We start from the raw sequence: 25,455 nt of genomic DNA, 5'->3' as shown, positions 1-25,455 counted from the left end.
ACCCCAGTATCGTTTTATCCCTATACCCAAGGATCAGGAAAATATTTTTCGCACCTTGCGCTCAATGCGGTCCAGTAGCTTCAGCCAGCCGGCACCCTGCATCGGATCATAGGCCCAGGGCTGCCTCACTTTCTTATCGGTTTTAAGGAATTCTTCGGCCACCGGCAGTCGCACCGGGGAAGCCTGAGCGAGACCGTTCACCTCAACGGCGGACATCACCTGCAGTGGATAAAGGCCGCAATTGCGCACCCATTCGCCAAACCTTAACGCAAGGGACTTCTGCTTGCCGCGATAGGCACCACCGTTGGGCAGCCACATAGCGAAAGGCACGCGCATGCGGGCCATACGGCAAAACATCTTGGCTGCGCGTCGATTGTTCACCGACTCACCCACTTCAAACTGCCAGTTGTGTTTACGCAGGCGCTTGGGATCGGCAATCAATAAAGCCGAGAACCAGGTACCGGTGGAGCGTTTACGCGGGTACCAGAACCAGAAATTGCGGTCGGTATCAAAGCGGAAATCTCGATCCACCTTTCTCCGGAGAGAAATACCGCGCACAAACGCAGGTGAAATAAACCCCAGATCCGACTGGTTGGCAAAACTGGCCCGCAACGCCTCGATATCCTCTTCGGTCAGCGGTCTGACCATCTGGGTGTCGTCCTGCAGGAAGCACATCAGCTCATCCGCACTGGCCATCTCGTAAGCCGCCTGCATATTGGCATAGAGGCCGCCCAGCTTGTGCCCGGACTCGGCCGTGCGGTCAATGACTTGATGCCGACACGCAGCCTCTCTCAGCACAGCTTGCGTCGCTGGATCGTCACTGCCGTCATCCACAATGGTTAACTGGCACTGTGGTGCGCAGGCCTCGATAGAGCGAACACAATTCTCCAGCTGGGCGCCGCGATTGTAGGAAAAAACGAAGATATGCATTTTCTGCCCCCTAATGTTCCGTGGGAATCATCTTCAGCTGCGACCTAACTCCTGTCGCAGCTAGCTAGGGTACCAGTCTCGGCACGCAATCGCTAAGCTGAACTCTGCACCCCAAATAAGTGTGTTACACGTCGGACTTTCAACATTCCGGAGTGCAAAACTTGCTCCAACTCCTTAGAATTGCCGGTTTTTAAGCCAAGGACCCGGCTCCGCGAATTACCCTCTGGGACCTCCATGACCAAGCGTTTCGTCATAACCGGCTGCGGCCGATCCGGCACCACCTATATTGCCAAACTGCTGACTGAGCTGGGCTGCCATTGCGACCACGAAGTCTTCTTTACCGGCAGCAAACCCGGCGTATTTACACGATTGGCGGCCCAACTCGGCCTCCGCGAGTTCGCCTGGCAGCCGCCAGTCATCGGTGAGGCAGCCTGGGAGGCTGTACCCTGGCTACCACGTATGCCGGACGACATCCTGGTGCTGCACCAACTGCGTCACCCGCTGGAATTTATTCGCTCCCGCCAGAAAAAAGGCTGGGTTCACGGCTATTTTCGCAGCCGCCACCTGCCGCACTTTCCGCGCATGAACAAAGCACGCTTTGCCACCCTGCCCCTGCCGGAGCAAGCTGACTGGCTGGCCAGGTTCTGGATTGACTGGAACGCGCTGGCCGAGGCCCGCGCTGCAGGCAAACAATACTTACGCTACCGTATTGAGGATTTCGATCTGGAGAAGCTGGAAGAGATCCTGCAGTTGCTCGACTTCCCCCACGATCCCGCACAGGTCGAACAGGTGTTCAGCGCACTGCCCACCAATGTGAACACCCGCGGACAAAAACGCGAAGATATCACTCTCGATCTGTTGTCCGACGGGACCCGCGCCGACCTCAGTGCGGCCGCCCAGCGTTACGGTTACAGCCTTTGATCTTCAATAATCTGTACAATTCGCACTCAGCTTTACCGAAACTTGCTGTGGAGACCCCATGAAGCAGTCCGTCATCATGACCACATATAACTCGCCCGAGTGGCTGGAGAAGGTGCTGTGGGGCTATAGCTGCCAGAGCGAGCAGCCTCATGAGGTAATCGTCGCCGATGACGGCTCTACCCCGGAAACCGCCGCCCTGATTGAGCGGGTGCGAGAAGACACCGGCTTGAATATCCGCCACATCTGGCAAAAGGACGACGGCTTCCGCAAGTGCCGCATCCTCAACAAAGCGATCCTCTGTGCCCGTGGTGATTATGTCGTGTTCACCGACGGCGACTGCATTCCGCGCAAAGACTTTCTCGCGGTACACAAAGACCGTGCCGAACCCGGCCACTTCCTGTCAGGCAGCTACTTCAAGCTACCGATGAGTACTAGCGAGGCCATTACCCGGAACGATATCGAATCCGGGCGCTGCTTCGACTACCAGTGGCTGCGGGCCAACGGTCTCAAGCACCGCCGCAAAACCCTAAAACTGCGCGCTACGCGCCGCTGGGCGCCGCTACTCAACCGGATAACCCCTACCGCCTGCAACCTGAAAGGCTCCAATGCTTCCGCATGGCGGGAAGATATCCTCAAGGTAAACGGGTTTGACGAGCGCATGGCCTGGGGCGGCCTGGATCGAGAATTTGGCGTGCGCCTGGAGAACGCCGGCATCAAGCCGCGCCATGTGCGATTCGATGCGGTCTGCATCCACTTGGATCATCCACGTGGCTATGCCGACCCGGAAATTGTTGCTCGCAACAAGGCGCTGCGCCTGCGCGTGGCCAAAGAGGGCATCATTGAGACTCCACAGGGTATCCGCCAACTCACCGAAGCCGGCTACCGTGCGGAATAGCGCACAGCGACCCTGACATTCCATTTTTTACAGTTGAAAGACACCCATGAGTGCATCGCAAGTTAACAAACACTGGTCCGATCCCATCGTAAGCCGCTTCCTGCGGCTGGCCGCCAGCGGCCTGGTGCCACCCTCCCTGTTCCAGAAGCCGCTGCCAAGCAAAAGTGAGCGCGCCGCACGTACCGGAGTGTTGGATATCGAGATTGTCAGCCATTGCTGGCAGTACTCACACTTTCTGATTTATCAGCTGAGCTCGCTGGTGTTGTTTCCACCGACCAAGGCCACGGTAACCATGACCGTGTACTACAACAGTGAGGATACCCGCACAGCAGCAGTGTTAGATTTTTTCGGCAAACAACAGGTTCCGGGTATCACTTGGAACTGGTGCGAGCTACCCAAGGAATCTCTGTACCGCCGCGCTATTGGCCGCAATGAAGCCGCGCTCGCCACCAAAGCGGACTGGATTTGGTTTACTGATTGCGACCTGATGTTCCGGGAAAACTGTCTGGATCAGCTGACAGAGTTGCTGCAGGGACGCACTGACAGCCTGGTATTTCCCGAGCGCGAACGCATTACTTCGCTGCTGGAAGACGACGACCCCATGTTGAATTTCGACCCAAACAACGTTCAACTAGCGGATATTGATGACACTCGGTTTGTCGAGCAGACCCGCGACCGCGCCACCGGTCCCCTGCAGATTGCGCACGGCGACATGGCCCGTGCCGGCGGCTACTGCGATGCGCTCAGCTACTACCAGAAACCAGCAGAGCGTTGGTGTAAGGCCCATGAAGACCGAGCCTTCCGCTGGCTATTGGGCACCCAGGGAACGCCACTGGACATCCCTTCGGTATACCGGATTCGCCATATCAGCAAGGGGCGCTATACCGGCAGCAAGTTGAACACTCAGATCCGCAGCAGTGTGCGCCAGGCGACCGACAAACACTGATCACTTCGCAGATATGATGCGTAAAAGAAAAAGGCCGGATGGTTACTCATCCGGCCTTTTTCTTTTCAGAGAATTTGATCAAGATTTTTTCATGCGCATCAGAGACTCGACCGCCTCCACGGTGCGCTCGAGCGCGCCGCTATTCTGCGCCGCCACTTCCCGCCCGCGGGTACCCGCTTCGACACGGCCTGCTGAATCCTCCAACCAGCTCGCCACCTGCTGCGCCATTTGCTCGGCATCATCCACAACCCTGAGGCCACCCGCCTCTTTAAGCAGGTCCGAAACCACACTAAAGTTGTGCAGATGGGGGCCGCACACTACCGGCACCCCCCAGGCGGCAGGCTCGATCATATTGTGCCCACCCACCGGTACCAGGCTGCCACCAACGAAGGCCACATCACACGCGCCATAAAAGCGCAGTAGCTCTCCCATTGTGTCGCCCAGCAATATCTGATCCGACGCCATGGGCACGCCGCCATCACTACGGCGCACCGTACGCAGGCCGCGCTCACGACACATACGCGCCGCACTATCAAAGCGCACCGGATGTCGCGGTACCAGCACCAGGAGCAAATCCGGAAAGGTAACTCGCAGTATCTCAAACGCGTCCAGCACCACTTCGTCTTCACCCGCATGAGTACTGGCAGCCAACCATACGGGGCGCCCATGCTGCCCGCTACGCCCATCATTATTGACCTGAGCTCCGGAGTGCCCCCATTGATGGGAGAGCGCCTGAGCCTCGCTGATCAAGCCGGACCCGATATGCAAATCAAACTTGATATTGCCCACCGCCGATACCCGCTCGGGATCTACGCCAAGCTCAGAAAAACGATATGCGTCCGCTGGGTATTGCGCCAATACCCGGGTAATATGGCTCATCATGTTCCGGCTCAAACGAGGAAATCGACGGTAGCCCCGCGCCGATTTCTCACTCAACCGCCCATTGACCAGTGCCACGGGTATTTTGCGCTTATCACATAACGCCAGCATATTTGGCCACAACTCAGTCTCCATAGTGATCAGTACACTTGGCCTCAACGCCTCGAGAAATGGAGTAAGACACTCTGGCAGATCAAAAGGGAGGTAGTAATGCAGCAACCGACCATCGAGAATTGGCTCCAAAGCATCATGAACACGCTGCGAACCAGTCGGTGTAGTAGTAGTCACCAGCCACTGCCATTGATGATGCCGTGCGGCCAGCTCCTTGATGAGGGGAATCGCGGCCAAGGTCTCCCCAACAGAAACGGAATGAATCCAGATCAACGGTGCACGACTAGCCCGATCCGGCACAACACCAAAGCGCTCCCGCCAGCGGCGCAATGTCCCAGGACGCGACGGCACTAAGCCAAAACGTTCACTCCAGCGCTTACGATACGCCGGATCCGAACGTCCACGCCACCACAGATGCAGCAACATCAGAGGCAGTGCAAGACGGAAGAACCAAGTATAAAGAAAACGCATCAGGTCAAAATCAAAATATGGCTACTAACACCGAGAAGTGTGCATTTAGAAGTTTTTCGGTGCATTATTCTACCCTATTCTAACTCCGACTGATGCACCCTCACTACCTACGCCAACATACAAAGGAGTGCCCCCTGAAAGTTGTACAGCTATTACCTGCCCTGAACGCCGGGGGTGTAGAGCGAGGCACCTTGGACTTGGCCCGCGCACTGGCACATGCGGGGCACGATTCCATCGTCATTTCCAACGGGGGACGATTGGTCGAACAACTGGAGCGAGAAGGCAGCCACCACATCTCCTTGCCTGTGCACAAAAAGTCCCCGAGCAGCCTGTTTCAGGTTCGCCCCCTCCGCCGCCTAATCCAGGAGATACAACCAGATATTTTGCACGTTCGCTCCCGAGTACCCGCATGGCTCACATACCTCGCGTGGAAAAAGCTCGACCCCCAGATTCGCCCGCGACTGGTGAGTACCGCTCACGGTCTTTACTCAATCAACAGATATAGTGCCATCATGGCCAAGAGCGAGCAGGTCATCGCGATTTCTGAGTGCGTCAAACAGTACTTGATAGATCACTATGCTGCGGATCTACAGGTAGAGCCTCAGGTGATCTATCGCGGCGTGGATAAAAACGAGTTTTCGCCAAGTACCCCCCCATCAGCAAACTGGCTAGAAACAATTCTTAAGAAGTTCCCAGAACTCCGTAATCGACGCTGGCTCCTGCTACCCGGGCGCCTAACCCGCTGGAAAGGACAAGAAGACTTCATCCGCATGATTGCCAAGCTGCACGACTGCGATCAAGGTGAGCGTTATCCCGATATCCAAGGTGTTGTTCTGGGTGGAGCAGAAAAGAACAAAGAGCACTTCGAAGAGGAACTTCGTGCACTAGCTTCAGAGTTGGGCGTACTGGACAAAATAACCTTCACAGGTCACCGCAGCGATATACGAGAATGGTATCGGCACTCCTCTTTAGTCTACAACTTATCAAAAACTCCCGAGCCTTTCGGGCGTACAATTATCGAAGCTGCGGCCATGGGCACACCAATCATTGGCTACGATATTGGAGGCCCCGCGGAATCGCTAAGCGCTTGCTTCCCCGAGGGGGTTGTAGAAAACGGCAATCACACTGAACTTTTCCGCCGCACGCAAGCCCTGCTTAGATCTAGCGCGACTCCAACGCTCCCCTCGCAGTTTACACTTGACGCTCAGGCGGCAAGTACCATCGCACTCTATCGGAAGCTACTCCTCCAAAAAAATGCGCCAGAGGCTCCAGTTTGATCGATCTCAGCAACTGCAAACCCTTTGCTCGAGGAGGCAACCGAATGTGCTTCCAGCACCCTTTCTTCCCAAATCGATGCATCAAAACCATGATACCAGGACGAATTGCAGAATTGCGACGACGCGCTACCTGGTATAAACGCCTAGCTGGGAACTCGCACTTCGATGACAACTTGCGAGAGGTTACAGGCTACAAGCAACGGGCACTGAGAAATTCCGCTCCAGACAATGTTGTATGGCAGCATCTGCCGCGCTGGTATGGCGTGACTGCTACGAGCGAAGGCCCCGGAGCAGTATCGGAGCTAATACAGGATGACTACGGACAGCCAGCAATGACGCTTGAAGTATATCTTCAAAATTTCGGCCTAAACCCGCGTATTCGTGGGGCACTAAATCGATTCTGCGTTTGGCTTCGTACTACTGGGGTGCTAACCAAAAACCTGCTACCCCATAACCTTGTAATCTGTGAAAAAAGCGAACATCCCGAGCTTTATTTAATAGACGGCCTGGGATGCGCTGCAGCCATACCCTTACCAGAGTATTTCGAGGCGCCTCGTCAACATTACGTCGAACGCAGGATAGAACGAATGTGGAAACGCATTCATTGGGAGCTTTCGGGCCGCAATATCCCTTGGAAAACGGCGGAAAAATTATAACAAAAGGCCAGTAGTAGCTTAAATCCGGCCCCAATCAACTTAGGGCGCCTCATATACTGCCCAAGTAGCTCTAGCCATCGCATTTACGGTCAAGTGTCTCTCAGCATATTGGAATACCGGCTCAAACACTTGCCTCAATCCTGCGGGCGACTCCAGAGCCTTAGTTAAAATCATGGCTATTGAGGCTGCGGTGACATCTTGCGCTATATATTCAGACGGTAGCACCTCTCGGTTACTACCCACATCTGTCGATATTACCGGACAACGATTTAAGAGTGCCTCCACAACTGTATATGGCGCCCCCTCTTTGAATGAAGAGACAACCATAAACTCCGCGACCTGCATCCAAGCATCCACCTCATTCGAGTACCCGACGAAACGTACACTCCCATCTAGGCAAAAACTTTGCGTTAAATCCTCCAGCTTACGTCGATCCGGACCATCACCTACCAAGTACAGCAACGCATTACGGGGCTTGACGTTGGCCCATGCTTCCAGCAGCAAGTCTATGCCTTTAGCTGGCACCAACCGAGCCACCGCAAGAACAGCCCGCGAACCCGCATCGTAGCCGCTTGGACACGACAGCCTTTGCCGGGGAGCAGCTGTACCGTTGGGAATCACTTCCCAATGCAACGAAGACTCAGCTATAGCTTTTTCACTTACTGCAATACGTCGAGAAAAATGTGCCGCCACCCGATCTTTTGGATGCACCACATTGTGCCGAGTAATCACGTGCATGATGGGCATCAAACTGCGCACTGTAGCCATAACACAAGCCGCCTTCCCACCATGGCCATGAAGTAGATCGAACCGCATTTTCCGACAAATTCGCACTATCTCAATCAAGAGAAACGGATTACGGCGGCTCCGATCAGTATCTAAGGGAAAAAAGCGTACACTTTCTGGGCAATGCTGCCGATAGCGCGGGTGAGCAATAATCGCTATTGACGCGCACTTATTAGCTGCTTGCCAGGCAGCTAACTCCATCACATGTTTTTCCAGCCCACCAAACTCACTACTCATAAACAAGTGGCAGAGACTACGTGGAAATTTCTTAGTCATTGAAGTAGACCCATCCCACAACGGCTAAGTAAGGCAGCTGCAATTGCTCGATACTGGTTTAACGGCTGTCGTGGGGCACTCGAAAAAATCTGGGCTTCGCGCGGAAGATCGCTCACCACCCCCTCATCAACCAATCTCTGGATAGCTAAATTAACTTTGTTTTTTGGCGTGCGCGAGGGGAGCCCCAGGACACCAACGCGAGCCCGACTCTGCAATGCCTCGAAGACCATTGAGATACTGTCTCGTGTAACCCACACATGCCCCACAGAAGCCAACTTCTGCTCCAGCCAGTCATCCGGACATTCGCGCCAAGGAACAGTGGAAAAACTGGGCTGCGACAATTTCGACATGGCAAATTCTGGGGTCCTTCGACTGTCAGTTAGTGTCCAATTGATAGAGCTCATTGCCAGCTGCTTAATATCTCGATCGAGCGCAACTGGGTCCCACGAAAAATGCTTACTAGGACCACCAAGCAAAATTAGTCCACTAGCTGCCTGAAAGGGCCTAACAGGCAGCGGTCCGCTTAACGCCCCTCGAATTATCAATACATTCGGCAGGGGCGGGGGGCGATCATGCTCGGGGATAATCGCAAAATCAAACCAACTTATGGGTAAGGATGGCCTCATAATTACAACACTACGCCCACCGAACTTGCGCCTTGCAGCCACAAGAGGAAAGTGGCAACGATGACCAGCGCCGACTAAAAAATCAGGCCGCCCAAAAGCCATCGCACCAGCATCTTCCAGGGCCCGCTGCAGCGCCCCAGCCCGCCACCAGCGAAAACGACTACAGTCGATGTTGCAATACCGTACACTTTCAACGCCCAACAGCTCACCTAACCCACTAACCAATGCAGCACTTTGCTTTTCGTGGGCGCGATTACCATCGACAAACCGCCAAACTATCAACAACTTACCAGTCTCATCTTAAACTTCAGGAGCATCCATTCGCACCCAAACCTGTAAAAACTGAAATTACTCCTGAATGCTACCTCAGGCCCACTGGCCATTACAGCATTCGACCCACGAAACTAAATTATGACTCAACCCCTATCCTAGAATTGAACACTATTTCAAGCGCAGTATAATGCCCCGAAACATTCAACTAAGACCGTCAACTAAAACTAGCTTACCTACCTAGCCACGCTTTCTATATGCGCATACTTCACATAGATCACCATCAATACCGGAAGTACGGCCACCTTCGAGTCAGCTGGGCTTTAAAGCTATACTCGGGACTGATACGTGCGGGGCATAATGTACTGGCTTTTAGTGACCGTGACGTCGCTAAATTCGAGGCCCCTCTGGGCATCCGCGATCTCGGAAGAAAAAGGACAAATAGGCGCCTACTCCAGACGGTGGCCGCGTTTCAGCCAGAGCTAATAATTTTCGGGCACTGCGACCTAATCGACAACGATACATTTTTGGAGATCCGCCGCCGGCACCCGTACACTATATTGGCGGGATGCAATAACGACCCTTTGTTTGTACCTCGAAACGCTGCCAACATCGCGGAACGCTGCTTAGTCGCCGATGCCATGTTCGTCTCGACCGGCCCAAAAGAGCTAGCACGATTCACCGGCAATAGAGCAAAGCTTTGGCACATGCCAAACCCTGTTGACCCCTGTATCGAAACAGCCGATGCCAGCGCTCTCGCAAGTGACAACCAAGAGCTACACACGGATCTGCTATTTTGCAGCAAATCAGACAACCACACCAGTCGCGGCCACTTGGTGACCGAACTGCAGGGAAAGCTTCCCAGCAATTTCCGCTTCCACACCCCAGGTATGTTCGGACAACCCACCCTCTGGGGGAGAGATTACGATCGCAAATTAGCCACCAGTAAAATGGGGCTGAACCTAAACCGACAAGAAGGCTATCAGTGGTACTCATCCGCACGAATTGCTCAGATGGCCGGGAACGGTTTACTAATATTCACGCACAGTGCTGCCGCATTTGATGAATACATCCCCAAAGAAACATTAGTGTATTTTGACGATGAAGAGTCCCTAATACGCCTAACTCAAGAATATCACCATGACGACGCAAAACGATGCTATTGGGCGCACAAGTGTAGAGAGTTTTTCCATAGGGAAATAAATAACACACTATACGCCCAGTACATTGTAGAAGCGTCGACTGGCACAAAGTTCAGCCACAATTACGTGTGGATCAAATAAACCTGCGAAGCAGTAAAAACGCGCTCGCGCGCTTAATTTAAGTGAATGCATTTGCGCAACATTTTCTGCACAGCCAAGCCTAGTTAAAAGTGGAGACAAAAGAATGAACGTTACTGTATTTGGTACGGGCTACGTCGGACTGGTACAAGCTGCGGTCCTTGCAGAAGCCGGCCACCGTGTCACCTGTATCGATATCGACGAAAACAAGATCGAGCGATTAAAGCAGGGCCATATCCCCATTTTCGAACCCGGCCTGGAACCACTAGTAAAGCGAAACAACGAATCCGGCAACCTGAGCTTTTCTACCAATGCTGCCGAGGGTGTGGCCCATGGTGATCTGATCTTTATTGCGGTTGGCACTCCACCAGATGAAGACGGCTCTGCAGACCTGCAGTATGTCTTGACCGTAGCCCGCACTATTGCCAAGCATATGAGCGGCAAGAAATACATTATTAACAAATCCACCGTTCCTGTTGGCACAGCAGACAAGGTACGTGAAGAAGTGATTCATACCTTGCAGGAGCGCGATGCACTAAACTTGGAATTCGATGTCATTTCCAATCCAGAGTTTCTCAAGGAAGGCTCAGCTGTGGCCGACTGCATGAAGCCGGACCGAATCATCATCGGCACTAGTGAACAGGCATCCGAGCGGAAAATGCGCCAGCTGTACGCTCCGTTCAATCGCAATCACGACAAAGTCATCGTGATGGATGTTCGCAGTGCCGAATTAGCTAAATACGCGGCCAACTGCATGCTCGCCACCAAGATCAGCTTTATGAATGAAATGGCAGTCATCGCCGATCGCGTGGGGGCCGATATTGAATCCGTGCGCCAGGGTATCGGTTCCGACCCACGTATCGGCTACCACTTTATTTACCCAGGCATAGGTTACGGCGGCTCCTGCTTCCCCAAAGATGTGCAAGCGCTGAAAACTACAGCTACAAAACTAGGCATTGAGCCCAAGATTCTGAACGCGGTGGAAGAGCGCAACCACACCCAGAAGCACTATCTACTTGAAAAAGTTGTAGAGCGATACGGCAAGGACCTGTCTGATAAGACCTTCGCCCTTTGGGGCCTTTCATTCAAGCCCAACACCGACGATATGCGCGAGGCGCCAGCCCGTGTACTGATGGAGAATTTATGGGCGATGGGCGCCAACGTGCGCGTTTTTGACCCGGAAGCAATGCATGAATGTGAACGTATATACGGCAACCGAGACGACATGCAACTTTGCGGCACACGCGACAGCGCCCTATCCGGCGCTGACGCACTACTAATCGCTACCGAATGGCAACAGTTCAAATCACTGGACAGCAATACCGTCAAAAATAGCCTGCGAGAGCCTGTAGTGTTCGATGGCCGCAACCTGTATGCCCCGACGGATATGGCCGCGGCTGGATTCGAGTATTACTGCGTAGGCAGACCCCAAGCAAATCGTAACCCCGGGCAATAAACGAAGCGTCTAAGACTTAGCTCGCGGGTCGATAGAAGTCCGATCGCACACCGAAAACGCCGACCACAATGCCAGCGGAACGGCAAGCTTTCAGCCAGCTACGGTAAGCATCATCTGCTCGTCCAGACAGGCGAAACAGGGGCATCTTCACTACGGATGCAACCAACTGCAAAAAGCCAGACAATAATATGCGCGGCCGCCTGCGGCCGCATGACATTTTTTGCAGCGCCTGAGTCGTGCCAACAGAAAACTTTCGGCGAGACTGCCAGGCTACACTAATGCGCTCCCTAGGAATCACCTCATAAACGACTGCCTCAGCGCAAAACACGACCTCAACACCTTTTTTCACCACTTCTGTAAAGAACAAGGTATCTTCTCCACCAGCAAATGGGCGAGATTCATCAAAGCGCAAATTTAGGTCACGGGTGACTGCGATCGGGATCAGCACATTGTTCGTTGCACAATACTGGCGACGCTCCCCTGTGCGATAGCATTTCCGCTCGAAAAACTCAGCCATGACTGGCGAAGTACCTTCTGGCACCAGGGCGCGCACCCTGCCGCTAATTACACAATTCCCATTGAATACAAGCGCACACCGAACAAGATGGAACAACCACATTCTATCCACCTTCTCATCGTCATCAATAAACACCAGATAGCTTGCCCCTTGCCGATGCGCCTCATCGATAGCCCGATTACGCGCGCAGGCAATTCCTCGGCGCGGCTCAAGACAATACTGCAGCCTAAACGGAAACCCCGCAGACACATTATCAACAATAGCTCTGGCACCACCCTCCGGATCGTTATCAATAACTGAAACCTGAATATCCATGGACTCAGGAGCCACCATTTGCGACAAACTAGCTAGCACACTCTCGAGCGGCTGCAAGCGTCGATAGGTACAAATAGCGATTTCCAGTATCGGGTTGATCAATTATCTCTCCCATTCATAGGGTCAACAGCTTCCGCCGAGAGCGTACCCGCCACCATACAGTAAGTCCATCGACCACTCTTGCCCCCATTGAGATATACGTCAAGAAAAATAAAGAAAGCCTACAAAGGCCATATTGTAGGCCTCTCCCGCAACAGTATAATTTCCACCAATGAATGGCTCGCTAAGCTATAGAGCCCCTTACTACCACGCCTAAAAATTCGGTGACCAGATGTCCGGAACCAATAGTATTTATTCAATGCCGTGCCCCACCAATAGAATGCTGTTCCGGCACCAAGGTTCTCGCTGGCTAAACGGACTGATTAACTTTGCCGGTGCAGCTCTTATCGTTATGCTCTGCGCCTACTTCTTCGCACCCAAAATCGCGCGAATCCAAACCATTTTTTACTTGACTATCCTGCCAGCCGGACTTTTATTACTGTGCTGGCGCCGTGATTTTTACTTCCTCAAATCCTGGCAGTTTGCAACCTTTTTGTTGCCACCCCTAATACTCGCCTTATCGGCCCTGTGGGCGGATAAAGCCCAAGCAGATGTCTACCGTGAACCACAGTATTACCTCAAACTTGTTACCTACTTAGCCATCTTTTACTGCTGTCTTTACTTCGTACTGGAACGACGTGGAGAGGCGGCTCTTGAAGGCTGGCTATTGTGGCTGATCCCTGCAGGGCTAATTTCTGCCACAGCCTCTTTATTAGCCTATGGGGCGGACGGCGGATTTGTTCACTTTCGGCGAATTCGCGGGATTTCTCTCGAAGGGGATATCGACAAGACCGGAATGCTGCATGGCTTTCATGCCTTATTCTGCTGTTATGGACTAACCATTAAGTCGCGCTTTTGGCGCTGGATCTCATTAGCAGCACTAGCTGCAAGCTGTACTTACATTCTATTTTCTCAAACAAAGATCCCCATTGTGATGGCCACTACAGCTTTGCTGCTAGCAGCCTGCACACTTGGAAACAAGGCCGTGAAGGTTACTTGTGCCTTACTTGTCATATCAGCAGTTCCGTTAAGCTACCAACTGCTATTCGGGGAGCTCCCTCTTTTGCAAAGGAGCCTCGCCTACTCCGTACGCATTGAACTCTGGAGCAAGGCGCTGGAAGGCTTTACCCAGGCGCCAATGATCGGGGCAGGCCTGTCACACAAAGTCTTTCTAGACGTCCACACCACCTTACCACACCCACACAACTACCTGATAGATATCGTGCGCTTTTGTGGCCTACTAGGCCTTGTGGCGTTCTTATGGCAGCTGGTAGCTGTCTGCGCTAGCCTATTGAAGCAGCGCCCACAGATCAATTGGTTGAGGGTGACATTTTTCTTATGGCTGAGCTTTGGCGTTTTGGCCATGCTCGTCTATGCTCAACAACCTCTAACCAAGCCTAATTACATTTGGTTTTTCTACTGGATCCCCCTCGCGGTGCAATTGGTTCTTAGCCAACTACGAAGCACAAAATCCAGAGAACAGCGCAAAATCAAAGAATAATTACCATATGCCAAACTGGGCAAACATCACCAAAAAATAAATATATAAAAAAGGGCGGGCATCTCACGATGCCCGCCCTTTTTTATATGAGGAATGGAAGAATCAAGCAGAAGCCGCTACTTCCTCACAACCTTCATGCACATCGCTCAGCCAGCCCATATGAGCCTGACTGCGGCCCTGCACCACATCGAAGTACAACTGCTGCAGGCGCTTGGTAATCGGACCACGGCGACCCGCGCCGATGGTGCGCCCATCCAGCATGCGGATCGGCAGCACTTCTGCTGCGGTACCGGTAAAGAAGGCCTCATCCGCAATATAAACCTCGTCGCGGGTAATGCGCTTTTCCACCACCTTATAGCCGCACTCATTGGCCAACTGGATAACAGAAGCGCGGGTAATGCCGTCGAGACAGGAAGTGAGTTCCGGCGTGTAAATCACACCATCGCTAACCAGGAAGAAGTTTTCGCCACTGCCTTCCGCTACGTAGCCCTCTGGGTCCAGCAGCAGGGCCTCTTCACAGCCGTTACGCAGGGCTTCCTGCAACGCCAACATGGAGTTGATGTAGTTACCATTGGCCTTGGCCTTACACATGGCAATATTCACGTGGTGACGTGTGTAGGAAGAGGTGTTCACCTTGATCCCCAGTTCACGCGCCTCCGGCGTCATATAGCTCGGCCACTCCCACGCCGCCACGATCACGTGGGTCTTCAAAGCATCGGCACGCAGCCCCATACCTTCCGATCCGTAAAACACCATCGGACGCAGGTAGGCCTCTTCCAGGCCATTTTCACGCACCACCAGACGCTGTGCTTCATTCAGCTGTTCCGCGTCGTAAGGCATGCTCATATTCATGATCTTGGCGGAGCGGAACAAACGGCGGGTGTGTTCCTGCAGGCGGAAAATACTGGTGCCACCGTCGGCGGTTTGATAGGCGCGCACGCCCTCAAATACGCCCATTCCGTAATGCAATGTGTGGGTGAGTACGTGGACCCGGGCATCGCGCCAGGGAACCAGTTCACCGTCAAACCAGATAACGCCGTCTCTATCGGCAAAAGACATGGGAATCTCCTACAAAATTCTAAATACGCACTCTGTAGGAGCGGCCTGCTGGAGGGGGAGCGGAACGGTCTGAGCCGGGTCGAGCCAATTCGCCTGCAGGCAGGCTCCTACAGCACAGAGCCTGATGAAAAACAGTTTAATCGGGCAGCGAACAACTACTGGGTAGCTGGCGAGACTTTACTCGCTTAGCCCAGCATCTGCTGCCAAGTTGTTGTAACGGTCTTTCTTTCCGCTTCGAATTGGTCACCGGATACAACCCCCGGCAGCTGTTGTAATGCCAGGCGATGACCTTCAGATCGGTAGGCTTTGTAGGCGTCGATCAAATGCGCGGCTTGATGGGCCGGCATCAGGCCTGCCTCGGTGAGGCTCTCAAGGATGCGAATATTATCGGTATACCGCACGATTGATGGGGCGCGCTGTGCCCAGGCCAATGCGGCATATTGAACCATAAATTCGATATCCACAATACCGCCGGTGCCGTGCTTGAGATCGAATTGCCGATCATTGCTCTTATCGAGGTGTGCACGCATCTTATTGCGCATAGCCACCACCTCTTTACGCAATTTCTGTTCATCTCGCGCTTCACATAGCAACTGCGTGCGCAGAGCTTCGAAAGCTTGTCCGAGGCGCCCACTGCCCGCCACAGGTCTGGTGCGCACCAGAGCCTGATGCTCCCAGGTCCACGCGCTCTCTCGTTGATACTTTTCAAATGCAGCCAGCGAAGTCACCAGCAGGCCCGAATTACCGGAGGGTCGCAGGCGTGTGTCTACCTCGTAAAGCGCACCGCTCAGTGTGCGAGTCTGCAAGATATGGATCAGGCGCTGGGCAAGGCGCGTGTAAAAGCTCTGCGCGTCAAGTGTCCGCTCGCCATCGGTGTAACCGGCTCCATCGACATCGTGCACAAACACAATATCCAGATCCGACCCATATCCCAGCTCCAGACCGCCGAGCTTGCCGTAAGCAACAATCGAAAAACGCATATCGTCGGTGCTGGCACCGTTTGGCATTCCGTGTTTTTCTGTTACCTGCTGCCAAGCCAATGAAAGTGACTGCTGCAAGATCGCTTCCGCCAACCAGGTAAGGGAATCGCTCACCTTCATCAACGGCAGGGCACCGGTAACTTCCTGCGCCGCAATGCGCAGACTCTGCCCCTGCTTGAAATGACGCAGCGCTTCCATTTGCGCCTCGAGGTCGTCGGTATCTACCCGCAGCATATGCTGGCGCAGCTCATCGGCGATATCCTGCGCCGTGGAAGGCTGTAACAGGCGCCGCTGGTCGAGCATTTCATCCAGCAACACCGGATGCCGCGCCAACTGATCAGCAATCCACGGCGAGGCACTGCATAGTCGCAACAGCTGCTGCAACACCGGGGGGTTTTCGTTGATCAGCACCAGATAGGCACTGCGGCGTAGAATCGAGCGCAACAGCGGTAACACCCGCTCCAGTGCCAGCAGAGGCTCGCCAACTTCCGCGGCCGCAGTGAGCAGCAGCGGCATGGTCTGATCCAGGCGCTGACGTCCGGCAACAGGCAAGGCCGAGACAATTCGATCACCATGCAACGCACTGACGGCCTCCAGCGCGTTCTTCGCCGGTACGAAACCCGCACCCTGTAATTGCGCGAGCCAAGTGTCGCGATCACTGTCGCGCTCACAGCCACTCCACAGCAATTCCCAGCGATCGCTTTCGGAGATCTCGTCGCTTTCTTCCGGCGGTGCAATGACCTGGTCGAACTCGCGCTCGATCACTGTCTGCGCCAGCAGCAGTTCTTCCTCGAGGGACTCCCACCCTGCGTACCCCAGGGCAAAGGCCAGCTGCTCGCGCCGCTCACTCTCCGCGGGTATCGTCTGGGTCTGCTGGTCTTTTTCCGCCTGTAGACCGTGTTCTACCCGGCGCAGCAAAAGGTAGGCATCGCGCAATTGATCGGCCGCGCCCAGGGGTAAGTGTCCGTCCTGCTCCAGCAGTGGCAAGACCTTCAGGATATTGCGCACGCGCAGGTCTGGCTCACGGCCGCCGCGAATAAGCTGGAAGGCCTGAGCAATAAATTCCACTTCGCGGATGCCGCCGCGCCCTAACTTCACATTATCGGTGAGGCCGCGCGCGCGTACCTGTCGCTGGATCAGGGTTTTCATTTCCCGCAGTGCTTCGATCACACTGAAGTCGATATAGCGCCGGTAGGTAAATGGGCGCAGTAGCTCCATTAACTCCTCCGCGGCCTGTGCCCCGCCCGGCAGGCTGGAAAAAGCCACTGGCCGCGCCTTGATCATGGCGTAGCGTTCCCACTCGCGCCCCTGGGTTTGGTAGTAGTCTTCCAGCGCAGCGAAATGACTTACCAGTGGGCCGCTGTCGCCGTAGGGCCGCAGGCGCATATCCACACGAAACACAAAACCGTCGGCGGTTACCGTATCCAGGGATTTAATCAGGCGCTGGCCGAGGCGCTGGAAAAACGCCTGGTTCTCCAGGGGTTTAATCTCTGATGAATCACCGCCACTTTGCCCCGGCTCCGGATAGGCAAAAATTAGATCGATATCCGACGAAAGGTTCAGCTCACGCGCACCCAGCTTGCCCATACCCAGCACAATCATTGGCTGAACCTGCCCCTCGCGATTGCGGGGCTCTCCGTGGCGCTCGACCATTTTCTGCCAGTGCCAGTCTAGCGCTGCCTGAATGCAAATCTCGGCCAGTTCGGTCAAACGGGCACACACCTTTGGGATATCCCATTGGCCGGCAAAGTCCCGCCAGATGGCCTCGGTGATCACCCGATTGCGCAAAAAACGCAGGACGCGTTCCAGATCCTCATCGCTCTCTAGGGTAGAGAGGTCCGGCATCGCCAGCCCCAAGTCATCATTGGCGAGCAGCTCACTGAGTAACCCGGGGGTTCGCGCACACTGCTGCAAAAGAAAATCAGACCCAAGCAGTGCTCTGGCGACTAACAAGGGCTGCGATGCATCCGCCTGCAATTGCGCCTCCAGCGCAGCGGCCTCGTCCTTCCCTGCCTGCTCACACCAGCTTTGCCACTGTGACTGAAGCCGGGCTTGCAGTGGTGCTGGGCAAATAGATTCAGGGAAGTGATACACAGCAGGGTCCTTTTGCGTGAATGAAGCTGACTCAAGTATAAGTGTGCGGCCGGGCAAGAGTGACGAGGTAAGAGCGCCCAGCCGGATTAGGAGGCGGGTATTTAGAATGCGATATCCGGTGGCGGCGCCACCCGCAACACTTCCTGCACCGTGGTAATGCCGGCAGCCACTTTTTTTGCCCCGGAGAGACGCAGACTACTCATGCCTTCGCGCATTCCCTGGCGACGCACCTGCTGCAGATCGCAATCTGCGGTAACCAGCCCCTGGATCGCCTCACTGAACGGAAGAATTTCGTAGATACCCTGACGCCCGCGGTAACCGGTGTTGCGGCAGTCCAGACACCCTTCCGGTTGATACACCACTTCGGGCTTGGGCGCTTTCCAGGGCTTCACCAGCGCCTGCCAGTCTTCGTCACTGACCTCCGCTTTACGCTTACAGCTGGGGCACAGGGTACGCACCAGACGCTGGGCCATTACCCCGAGCACGGTGGACTTCAGCAGGTAATGCGGCAAACCCAGGTCTAGCAGGCGGGTCACCGCAGTGGGCGCGTCGTTGGTGTGCAGGGTGGAAATCACCAAGTGGCCAGTCAACGCCGCCTGCACTGCCATCTGCGCAGTTTCCAGGTCGCGAATCTCCCCCACCATAATAATGTCCGGATCCTGACGCATCAGGGTGCGAATACCCGCCGCAAAATCTAGGCCGATGCTGTGGTGCACCTGGGTCTGGTTGAAGCTGTCTTCCACCATTTCGATAGGATCTTCGATGGTTGAGACATTCACCTCGCTGGAGGCTAACTGCTTGAGCGCCGTGTACAGTGTCGTGGTCTTACCGGAACCCGTGGGGCCGGTCACCAGCACGATGCCGTTGGGACGCCCGAGCATTTTTTGCCAGCGTGTCAGGTCGTCACCGGTAAGGCCCAGGTCATGATAGGAGCGCGCCAGTACTTCAGGATCGAAAATCCGCATGACCAGCTTTTCGCCGAATGCAGTGGGCAAGGTCGACAGACGCAACTCCACCTCGCTGCCATCCGGACGCTTGGTCTTGATGCGGCCATCCTGAGGTTTGCGCTTTTCGGCCACGTTCATGCGCCCGAGGATTTTGAGGCGGCTGGTCACCGCCGCGTTAACCTGGTCTGGTAACTCATGAATGGGTTGCAGAACACCGTCGATACGAAAGCGGATGCGACCAATACCGCGGCGCGGCTCTATATGGATATCACTGGCGCGCTGGTCGAAGGCGTGCTGTAACAGCCAGTCCACAATATTGACGATGTGCTGGTCGTTGGCCTCCGGGTCCTTGAGGTTGCCCAGCTCCAGCAACTGCTCGAAGTTGCCCGCCGCGGAGCTGCCCTTGAGCCCACTGGCACCAGAAATCGAATTGGCCAGAGAGTAAAACTCGGTGCCGTAGCGCAAGATATCCGCGGGATCGGCCACCACCCGCTGCACGGTGCGGCCGCTGGTGTGCTCCAGCTGCTCTTCCCAGCCGGAAGTGTAAGGCTGCGCGGTGGCCACCAGCAGCATCTCCGGGCTCGCCTCCACACACAGAATCTGGTGGCGCTTGGCAAACTGGAAGCTCATGACCTCGGTCACCGCCGCCACATTCACCTTGAGCGGGTCAATATGATAGAGACCATGAGAGGAGGTATCCGCGAGCCACTGGGTCAGCACCTGCGCATCCAGGGCGCGCCCGGGCTTCTTCTGATTTTCCAGCTCGCAACTGGCAATATAAGTCAGCGGGTGCATCTGCGCCTGCTCGGCGGTGCGCGGCGTGCCGATTAGCCGGTTGGCATCCATACGCGCCACATACCCCTCACCCACCAGGTCCTCCAGCAACCCAGGCAGGTCGAGAATCCGGTCTGCACCTCTTACCCCAGCGCTTGCAGCCATACCTTGTTACCCGTCTACGCTTATTGTTAGAAGGCGCATTGTAGCTCTATTGGCGAGCTGCAACAGTGCGCCGGTTGGTCGAATTGATACGGAAACCGCCACGTCACTGTGCCCTGCGCACAGGTTGGGGTACCATGCCGCCCGATTTGGCCCCTTCTGGGCTGTTTAACTACCTGTCAGGACCGGAAAAAGGAACAAACCATGCCCCTGTCCAACATCGGCAACCTGTTCGGCCGCTCGCCGATCAAACCGATCAAAGAGCATATGGCGACCGCCCATGAGGCGTCAGCGGATCTGGTGCCCTTCTTTAAAGCCCTCGTGAACGAGGACTTGGCGACCGCCAAAACCGTCCAAGAGCGTATCTCCGCCAGCGAGAGCCGCGCCGATGACATCAAGAGAGACCTGCGCCTACACCTGCCAGACAGCCTGTTTATGCCGGTATCCCGTACCGACCTGCTGGAACTACTGCATGTGCAGGACAAGGTAGCCAACACCGCTCAGGACATTGCCGGCCTCGCGGTAGGCCGCCAAATGCGGATTCCCGCACCGCTGAAGGCGTTGATGTGTACCTTCGTAGAAAGCGCCGTAGCCGCGTCCGCGCAGGCACTGACCGCCATCAACGAGCTGGACGAACTGCTGGAATCCGGCTTTTCCGGCCGCGAAGTCGACATTGCCCAGCGCATGATCGAAGAACTGGATGAGCTGGAGCGCAAGTCCGACAAATTAGAAGTAGAAGTGCGTGCCGCACTTTTCGACATCGAAAAAGACCTGCCACCGGTGGATGTGATTTTCCTGTATCGGGTAATCGAAGAAATTGGTGAGCTGGCAGATGAAGCCCACGGTGTGGGCAACCGATTGCAGCTACTGCTGGCGCGATAACGGGGAGAGAAAACGTGGAAATTATCGCTCAATACGGCCATATCTTTCTGATAATGGCCTGTGTATTCGGATTCTTCATGGCCTGGGGTGTGGGCGCCAATGACGTGGCCAATGCCATGGGCACCTCCGTAGGCTCCCGCGCGCTGACCATCAAACAGGCGATCATTATCGCCATGATCTTCGAGTTCGCCGGCGCCTACTTGGCCGGCGGCGAAGTGACCTCGACGATTCGCAAAGGCATCATCGACCCGGACTTGTTTAACGACACCCCGGAACTGCTGGTATACGGCATGCTCTCTGCACTGCTGGCCGCCGGTACCTGGCTGCTGATCGCGAGTATTCTGGGATGGCCGGTGTCCACCACCCACTCCATTGTCGGCGCCATTGTCGGCTTCTCCGCAGTGGGTATCTCTGTGGATGCGGTGGCCTGGGGCAAGGTGGGCAGCATCGTCGCCAGCTGGGTAGTATCCCCGGTACTAGCGGGCACTATTTCGTTCATGCTGTTCCGCAGTGTGCAGCGCCTGATTCTCAATACCGAAGACCCGTTCAACAACGCCAAGCGCTACATCCCCATCTACATGTTTGCCGTGGGCTGGATGATTTCCATGGTGACCCTCACCAAGGGTCTCAAGCATGTATTTAAAGATGCCAACATCAGCCTCGCCTTCTGGCAGGACGCCCTGATCGCCGCCGTCATGGGACTGGTCGTGATGGCTATTGGCGTGGTCATGCTGAAACGCGTGAAGCGCGACCCGGAAGCCGAGAAAGAAAATCGCTTTGCCAGTGTTGAGCGTGTTTTCGCCATCCTGATGATCTTCACCGCCTGTGCCATGGCATTTGCCCACGGCTCCAACGACGTGGCTAATGCCGTTGGTCCGCTGGCTGCGGTAGTAAACACGGTTCAGCAAGGCGCGGTCACTGCGAAGGCGGTCATGCCACCGTGGATCCTGTTGCTGGGTGGCGCCGGTATCGTAGTCGGCCTCGCCACTTATGGCTTCAAGGTTATGGCGACTATTGGCCGCAAGATTACCGAGCTGACCCCGAGCCGTGGCTTCGCCGCCGAGCTGGGTGCAGCTGCCACCGTGGTACTGGCTTCCGGTACCGGCCTGCCCATTTCCACCACCCACACCCTCGTGGGTGCGGTACTCGGGGTTGGCCTGGCGCGCGGCATCGGCGCACTGAATCTGCGTATGATCACCACTATCGCCGCCTCCTGGGTAATCACCCTGCCGGCGGGCGCCGGCCTGGCGATCCTGTTCTTCTTCTTCTTCAAAGGCGTATTCGGCTGATAGCTAGCAGTTTGTAAAAGCCGACTGGTAATAGAATTTACCGGTAACGTCTGATAAAAAAGGGGGAGCCAATTGGCTCCCCCTTTTTTATGCTGGCAATGTGAGAAGGACCCTCCAATGCAACTGCCCATCTATCAGGCCGACGCCTTTACCTCGAAACTCTTCCAAGGCAATCCTGCCGCGTACATCCCGCTCACCCGCTGGCTCGATGACCAGCTTATGCAGCAGATCGCCGCAGAAAATAATCTCGCCGAAACTGCCTTCACCGTCGCGGCCGGCAATGGCTTTGAGCTGCGCTGGTTCACACCGGGAGAGGAAGTGCCCCTGTGCGGTCACGCCACTCTGGTCACCGCCCACCTGCTGTGGACAGAGCTCGGTTTCACCGATGATGAGATTCATTTCTTCACCCAAAGCGGCGAATTGATCGTACGCCGGGATGGAGAGCGCCTGGCACTCGATTTTCCCGCCCAGATAAACCACCCCATTTCACAGGACGATGAGTACACCCAGGCACTCGGCGTTAGCCCAATAGGCGCCTTCGAGGTTACCGGTTCCGATGACCAGCTACTGCTGGAATTTGCCGCAGCTGAACAGGTCGCCGCACTATCTCCGGATATGCGTGCAGTTGCCCGGCTACCGTATAAGGGCCTGATCTGTACCGCTCCCGGCGACAGTTATGCTTGTGACTTCGTCAGCCGCTTTTTCGCGCCCGCAATCGGTATCGATGAAGATCCCGTTACCGGTTCCGCACATACGCGGCTGGTGCCGTTCTGGGCGCAAAAGCTGGATAAAACCCTTTTGAGAGCAAGGCAGATTTCCTCACGCGGCGGGGAACTGGAATGCGAGCTAATCGGTGATCGAGTAATTATGCGTGGAGGCGCTGTCACTTATCTGCGCGGTCAAATCACCATCTAACCGTCGGGTGGGTCCATATGCTCATTTGGGCCCACCTGACTGACGAACAATTAGTGCCGACCGGAATCGGTGGAAGGAACCTCACCAATAGTGATAGTGCAAACGCGCATTGTTTTGCGGCCCATGAATTTGCCAGATCAGCTCAATCTCGTCCGCGTGCAAAATGAGATCTGCGGTATAGATATCCTCACCATACCGATGTTCATTTTGATGACGAAAACCGTGCGCGGTAGCCGGAGTGAAATCAAACAACAAACAGGGCCAGCCATCCCGCAAATGCTCCAAGCGTACAAAGTTAACGCATCGGGTCCAACGATAGCGATGTTGCAGAGCAACGTCCCATCCCTCGACATCCTTATCCGCACGCTTCATCTGCTCGGTAAACAGGCTATGCGCGCCATAACTGGAGACCTCCACCTCTCCACGTCCATGGTTGCGCCAATCCGTCTTCGAACCGAGACCACTGCTCGCGTTGAAGCTGAATTCATGCACCCTAGACAACCGCGCGCAAAGCTTCGCCAGTGCCACAAGCCCTGTGTTATCCACACCCTGAATCACGATTTTTTACCCTGTGCATAACCCGATGTTGTTCAACCTGCTGCTTTCAGAGGGTAAACATCCTTAATTGAGTCTATGTCATCGCGGGAATACCGCAGGAAATACGGTATATTGTGTCAAACACCCATGTAACTGCCGAATTACTCAAAACGTGAACACCGAAACCACCACTCTCAACTGGTTCAGAAATGCCGCGCCCTATATCAATGATTTGCGCGGACGAACCCTGGTGGTCGCGATTCCCGGCGAAGGGTTTGCCGATGAGAACTTTCGCAACCTGGTGCACGACCTGACGCTGCTGATCAGTCTCGGGGTAAAGCTGGTACTGGTGCACGGTGCACGCATTCAGGTAAATAGTGCGCTGCAACAAGCGGGGATCAAGAGCCATTTTCTTGGTAATACACGTATTACTGACCGTGAAACCCTGGAGGTTATCAAAGCCGTCGTCGGCAAACTGCGGCTCGAAATCGAGGCTGCTTTTTCTCAGGGCCTGCCCGATTCACCCATGGCGGGTGCCGCGCTAAAAGTCATTTCCGGAAACTTTGTCACCGCGCGTCCGGTAGGGGTAATTGACGGCACCGATATGCGCTGGACCGGGCAGGTACGCCGCATCGACGAACAGGCCATCGCGCGTGCGTTGCAAGACAACTCCCTGGTACTGCTATCCCCCTTTGGTACATCGCTTACCGGTGAACTGTTTAACCTGAACTATCTGGATCTTGCCACCGAGGCCGCCAAGGCCCTGCAGGCTGAGAAGCTGATCCTGTTCCGCGACCTGCCACAGTTGGAAATTGAGGGTGATCCGGTACACGACCTCAGTATTCATCAGGCCGAGTATGTCGCAGAAAAAGCCAGCAGCGAAACCCTGACCTGCGCGATTGCCGCATGCAGCGCCGGCACGCAGCGGGTCCATCTGCTGAGTTATGCCGACAATGGTGCCCTGCTGGAGGAATTGTTCAGCCGTGAGGGTACCGGCACCATGATTTACCGGGACCGTTACGAAGTGATTCGGCGTGCGCGCATTCACGACGTCGGCGGTATTCTTGGACTGATCCGCCCACTGGAAAAACAGGGGGTACTGGTGCGGCGCTCACGGGAAAAGCTGGAAGCGGAGATCGACCATTTCACCCTCGTGGAGGTAGACGGTACCCCGGTGGCCTGTGCGGCGCTCTACCCCATCCTTGACGATGAGGGCGACACCATCGCCGCGGAAGTTGCTTGCGTGGCCATTCATCCGGAATTCCGTGGCGGCGGCCGCGGCGCCAAATTAATGCAGCATCTCGAACGCCAGGCCCGCGCACTGGACCTGTCGGAAATCTACGTGCTCACCACGCAAACCGAGCACTGGTTTATTGAGCGCGGGTTTACCCAGGTGGACGTTTCCCAATTGCCTACCAGTCGTAAATCGCTCTACAACATACAGCGAAATTCACGCGTTTTATGCAAACGGCTCGACGCGCAATAAATTTGCCTGTCGACACGGAAAGAACGGATGACTCTTTCGCCCGATTGGCATAGATTTACGAACCGCGCACAACGCCTCCCATTTTGCTAATCTGTGGCGCTGCCGGGCACGCCAGCCC

Annotated in this window: 21 protein-coding genes; 12 read left to right on the top strand and 9 right to left on the bottom strand. The window is 55.2% G+C overall.

Translation table 11 applies throughout. From position 1 onward, the window contains the following. Positions 1-33: 33 nt before the first annotated feature. The gene (locus Mag101_RS02590) at positions 34-930 is read right to left on the bottom strand and encodes a glycosyltransferase family 2 protein (protein WP_077400387.1); all 897 of its coding nucleotides are present in this window, start codon (positions 928-930) and stop codon (positions 34-36) included. A 234-nt stretch (positions 931-1,164) separates the two neighbouring features. Here Mag101_RS02590 and Mag101_RS02585 point away from each other — a divergent pair, with 234 nt between their 5' ends. The 3 genes from Mag101_RS02585 to Mag101_RS02575 are packed head-to-tail and all read left to right on the top strand — an operon-like array spanning position 1,165 to position 3,692. Continuing rightward, positions 1,165-1,851, top strand: coding sequence for a hypothetical protein (locus tag Mag101_RS02585; protein ID WP_077400384.1), 687 nt, complete (start codon positions 1,165-1,167; stop codon positions 1,849-1,851). Positions 1,852-1,909: 58 nt separating this feature from the next. Further along, positions 1,910-2,746 (top strand): glycosyltransferase family 2 protein, encoded by an 837-nt coding sequence (locus tag Mag101_RS02580; RefSeq protein WP_077400381.1) that lies wholly within the window; start codon positions 1,910-1,912, stop codon positions 2,744-2,746. 46 nt (positions 2,747-2,792) lie between these two features. Next, on the top strand, positions 2,793-3,692 hold the full coding sequence (locus tag Mag101_RS02575) for a glycosyltransferase family A protein (RefSeq protein ID WP_077400379.1): 900 nt from the start codon (positions 2,793-2,795) through the stop codon (positions 3,690-3,692). 78 nt (positions 3,693-3,770) lie between these two features. On the opposite strand, the gene waaA is transcribed toward Mag101_RS02575, so the two are convergent. Next, entirely contained in the window at positions 3,771-5,153 is a 1,383-nt protein-coding gene (gene waaA, locus Mag101_RS02570; protein WP_077400376.1) for a lipid IV(A) 3-deoxy-D-manno-octulosonic acid transferase, read from the bottom strand. A gap of 92 nt (positions 5,154-5,245) precedes the next feature. Here waaA and Mag101_RS02565 point away from each other — a divergent pair, with 92 nt between their 5' ends. Together Mag101_RS02565 and Mag101_RS02560 are read left to right on the top strand one after the other, a co-directional pair. Then, positions 5,246-6,430, top strand: coding sequence for a glycosyltransferase family 4 protein (locus Mag101_RS02565; protein ID WP_232325107.1), 1,185 nt, complete (start codon positions 5,246-5,248; stop codon positions 6,428-6,430). A 44-nt stretch (positions 6,431-6,474) separates the two neighbouring features. Next, entirely contained in the window at positions 6,475-7,086 is a 612-nt protein-coding gene (locus Mag101_RS02560; protein WP_232325189.1) for a YrbL family protein, read from the top strand. Positions 7,087-7,125: 39 nt separating this feature from the next. Here Mag101_RS02560 and Mag101_RS02555 read toward each other — a convergent pair whose 3' ends face one another. After that, a complete protein-coding gene (locus Mag101_RS02555; protein WP_077400369.1) occupies positions 7,126-8,148 on the bottom strand; it encodes a glycosyltransferase family 4 protein in 1,023 nt (340 codons plus the stop codon). Beyond that, the gene (locus Mag101_RS02550) at positions 8,145-8,975 is read right to left on the bottom strand and encodes an ELM1/GtrOC1 family putative glycosyltransferase (RefSeq protein WP_232325188.1); all 831 of its coding nucleotides are present in this window, start codon (positions 8,973-8,975) and stop codon (positions 8,145-8,147) included. The genes Mag101_RS02555 and Mag101_RS02550 overlap by 4 nt, the downstream gene beginning before the upstream one ends. 530 nt (positions 8,976-9,505) lie before the next feature. On the opposite strand from Mag101_RS02550, the gene Mag101_RS02545 reads away from it, so the two are divergent. Beyond that, positions 9,506-10,327 carry a glycosyltransferase family protein gene (locus Mag101_RS02545; protein WP_232325106.1) on the top strand — a complete coding sequence of 274 codons (822 nt, stop codon included), beginning with the start codon at positions 9,506-9,508 and terminating at the stop codon, positions 10,325-10,327. A 103-nt stretch (positions 10,328-10,430) separates the two neighbouring features. After that, the gene (locus Mag101_RS02540; protein ID WP_077400360.1) at positions 10,431-11,780 is read left to right on the top strand and encodes a UDP-glucose dehydrogenase family protein; all 1,350 of its coding nucleotides are present in this window, start codon (positions 10,431-10,433) and stop codon (positions 11,778-11,780) included. A gap of 16 nt (positions 11,781-11,796) precedes the next feature. Here the strand turns inward: Mag101_RS02540 and Mag101_RS02535 are convergent, their stop codons facing one another. Next, positions 11,797-12,651 (bottom strand): glycosyltransferase family 2 protein, encoded by an 855-nt coding sequence (locus tag Mag101_RS02535; RefSeq protein ID WP_232325187.1) that lies wholly within the window; start codon positions 12,649-12,651, stop codon positions 11,797-11,799. Between the two features lie 292 nt (positions 12,652-12,943). Here Mag101_RS02535 and Mag101_RS02530 point away from each other — a divergent pair, with 292 nt between their 5' ends. Continuing rightward, a complete protein-coding gene (locus tag Mag101_RS02530) occupies positions 12,944-14,212 on the top strand; it encodes an O-antigen ligase family protein (protein ID WP_157520127.1) in 1,269 nt (422 codons plus the stop codon). Between the two features lie 102 nt (positions 14,213-14,314). Here Mag101_RS02530 and Mag101_RS02525 read toward each other — a convergent pair whose 3' ends face one another. The 3 genes from Mag101_RS02525 to Mag101_RS02515 form a co-directional block, all read right to left on the bottom strand. Then, positions 14,315-15,271: a branched-chain amino acid transaminase gene (locus Mag101_RS02525; protein ID WP_077400351.1), complete on the bottom strand. Its 957-nt coding sequence runs from the start codon at positions 15,269-15,271 to the stop codon at positions 14,315-14,317. 185 nt (positions 15,272-15,456) lie between these two features. Beyond that, positions 15,457-18,345, bottom strand: coding sequence for a bifunctional [glutamate--ammonia ligase]-adenylyl-L-tyrosine phosphorylase/[glutamate--ammonia-ligase] adenylyltransferase (glnE, locus tag Mag101_RS02520; RefSeq protein ID WP_077400348.1), 2,889 nt, complete (start codon positions 18,343-18,345; stop codon positions 15,457-15,459). Between the two features lie 101 nt (positions 18,346-18,446). Further along, positions 18,447-20,231, bottom strand: coding sequence for a GspE/PulE family protein (locus tag Mag101_RS02515; protein WP_077400345.1), 1,785 nt, complete (start codon positions 20,229-20,231; stop codon positions 18,447-18,449). Between the two features lie 201 nt (positions 20,232-20,432). Here Mag101_RS02515 and Mag101_RS02510 point away from each other — a divergent pair, with 201 nt between their 5' ends. The 3 genes from Mag101_RS02510 to Mag101_RS02500 all read left to right on the top strand — a co-directional run bounded on the left by Mag101_RS02510 (position 20,433) and on the right by Mag101_RS02500 (position 23,314). Beyond that, positions 20,433-21,110, top strand: a complete 678-nt coding sequence (locus Mag101_RS02510; protein ID WP_077400342.1) for a TIGR00153 family protein — start codon at positions 20,433-20,435, stop codon at positions 21,108-21,110. 14 nt (positions 21,111-21,124) lie between these two features. Continuing rightward, positions 21,125-22,399, top strand: coding sequence for an inorganic phosphate transporter (locus Mag101_RS02505; protein ID WP_077400339.1), 1,275 nt, complete (start codon positions 21,125-21,127; stop codon positions 22,397-22,399). Positions 22,400-22,516: 117 nt separating this feature from the next. Then, a complete protein-coding gene (locus Mag101_RS02500) occupies positions 22,517-23,314 on the top strand; it encodes a PhzF family phenazine biosynthesis protein (RefSeq protein ID WP_077400336.1) in 798 nt (265 codons plus the stop codon). Between the two features lie 81 nt (positions 23,315-23,395). On the opposite strand, the gene Mag101_RS17750 is transcribed toward Mag101_RS02500, so the two are convergent. After that, the gene (locus tag Mag101_RS17750) at positions 23,396-23,872 is read right to left on the bottom strand and encodes a hypothetical protein (RefSeq protein WP_157520124.1); all 477 of its coding nucleotides are present in this window, start codon (positions 23,870-23,872) and stop codon (positions 23,396-23,398) included. Positions 23,873-24,023: 151 nt separating this feature from the next. Here Mag101_RS17750 and argA point away from each other — a divergent pair, with 151 nt between their 5' ends. After that, entirely contained in the window at positions 24,024-25,337 is a 1,314-nt protein-coding gene (argA, locus tag Mag101_RS02490) for an amino-acid N-acetyltransferase (protein WP_077400330.1), read from the top strand. Positions 25,338-25,455 lie beyond the last annotated feature (118 nt).

The organism is Microbulbifer agarilyticus (assembly GCF_001999945.1).
Classification (GTDB): domain Bacteria; phylum Pseudomonadota; class Gammaproteobacteria; order Pseudomonadales; family Cellvibrionaceae; genus Microbulbifer; species Microbulbifer agarilyticus_A.
Note: the sequence above shows the minus strand (reverse complement) of the source record. Positions and strands in the feature narration are given on the sequence as shown.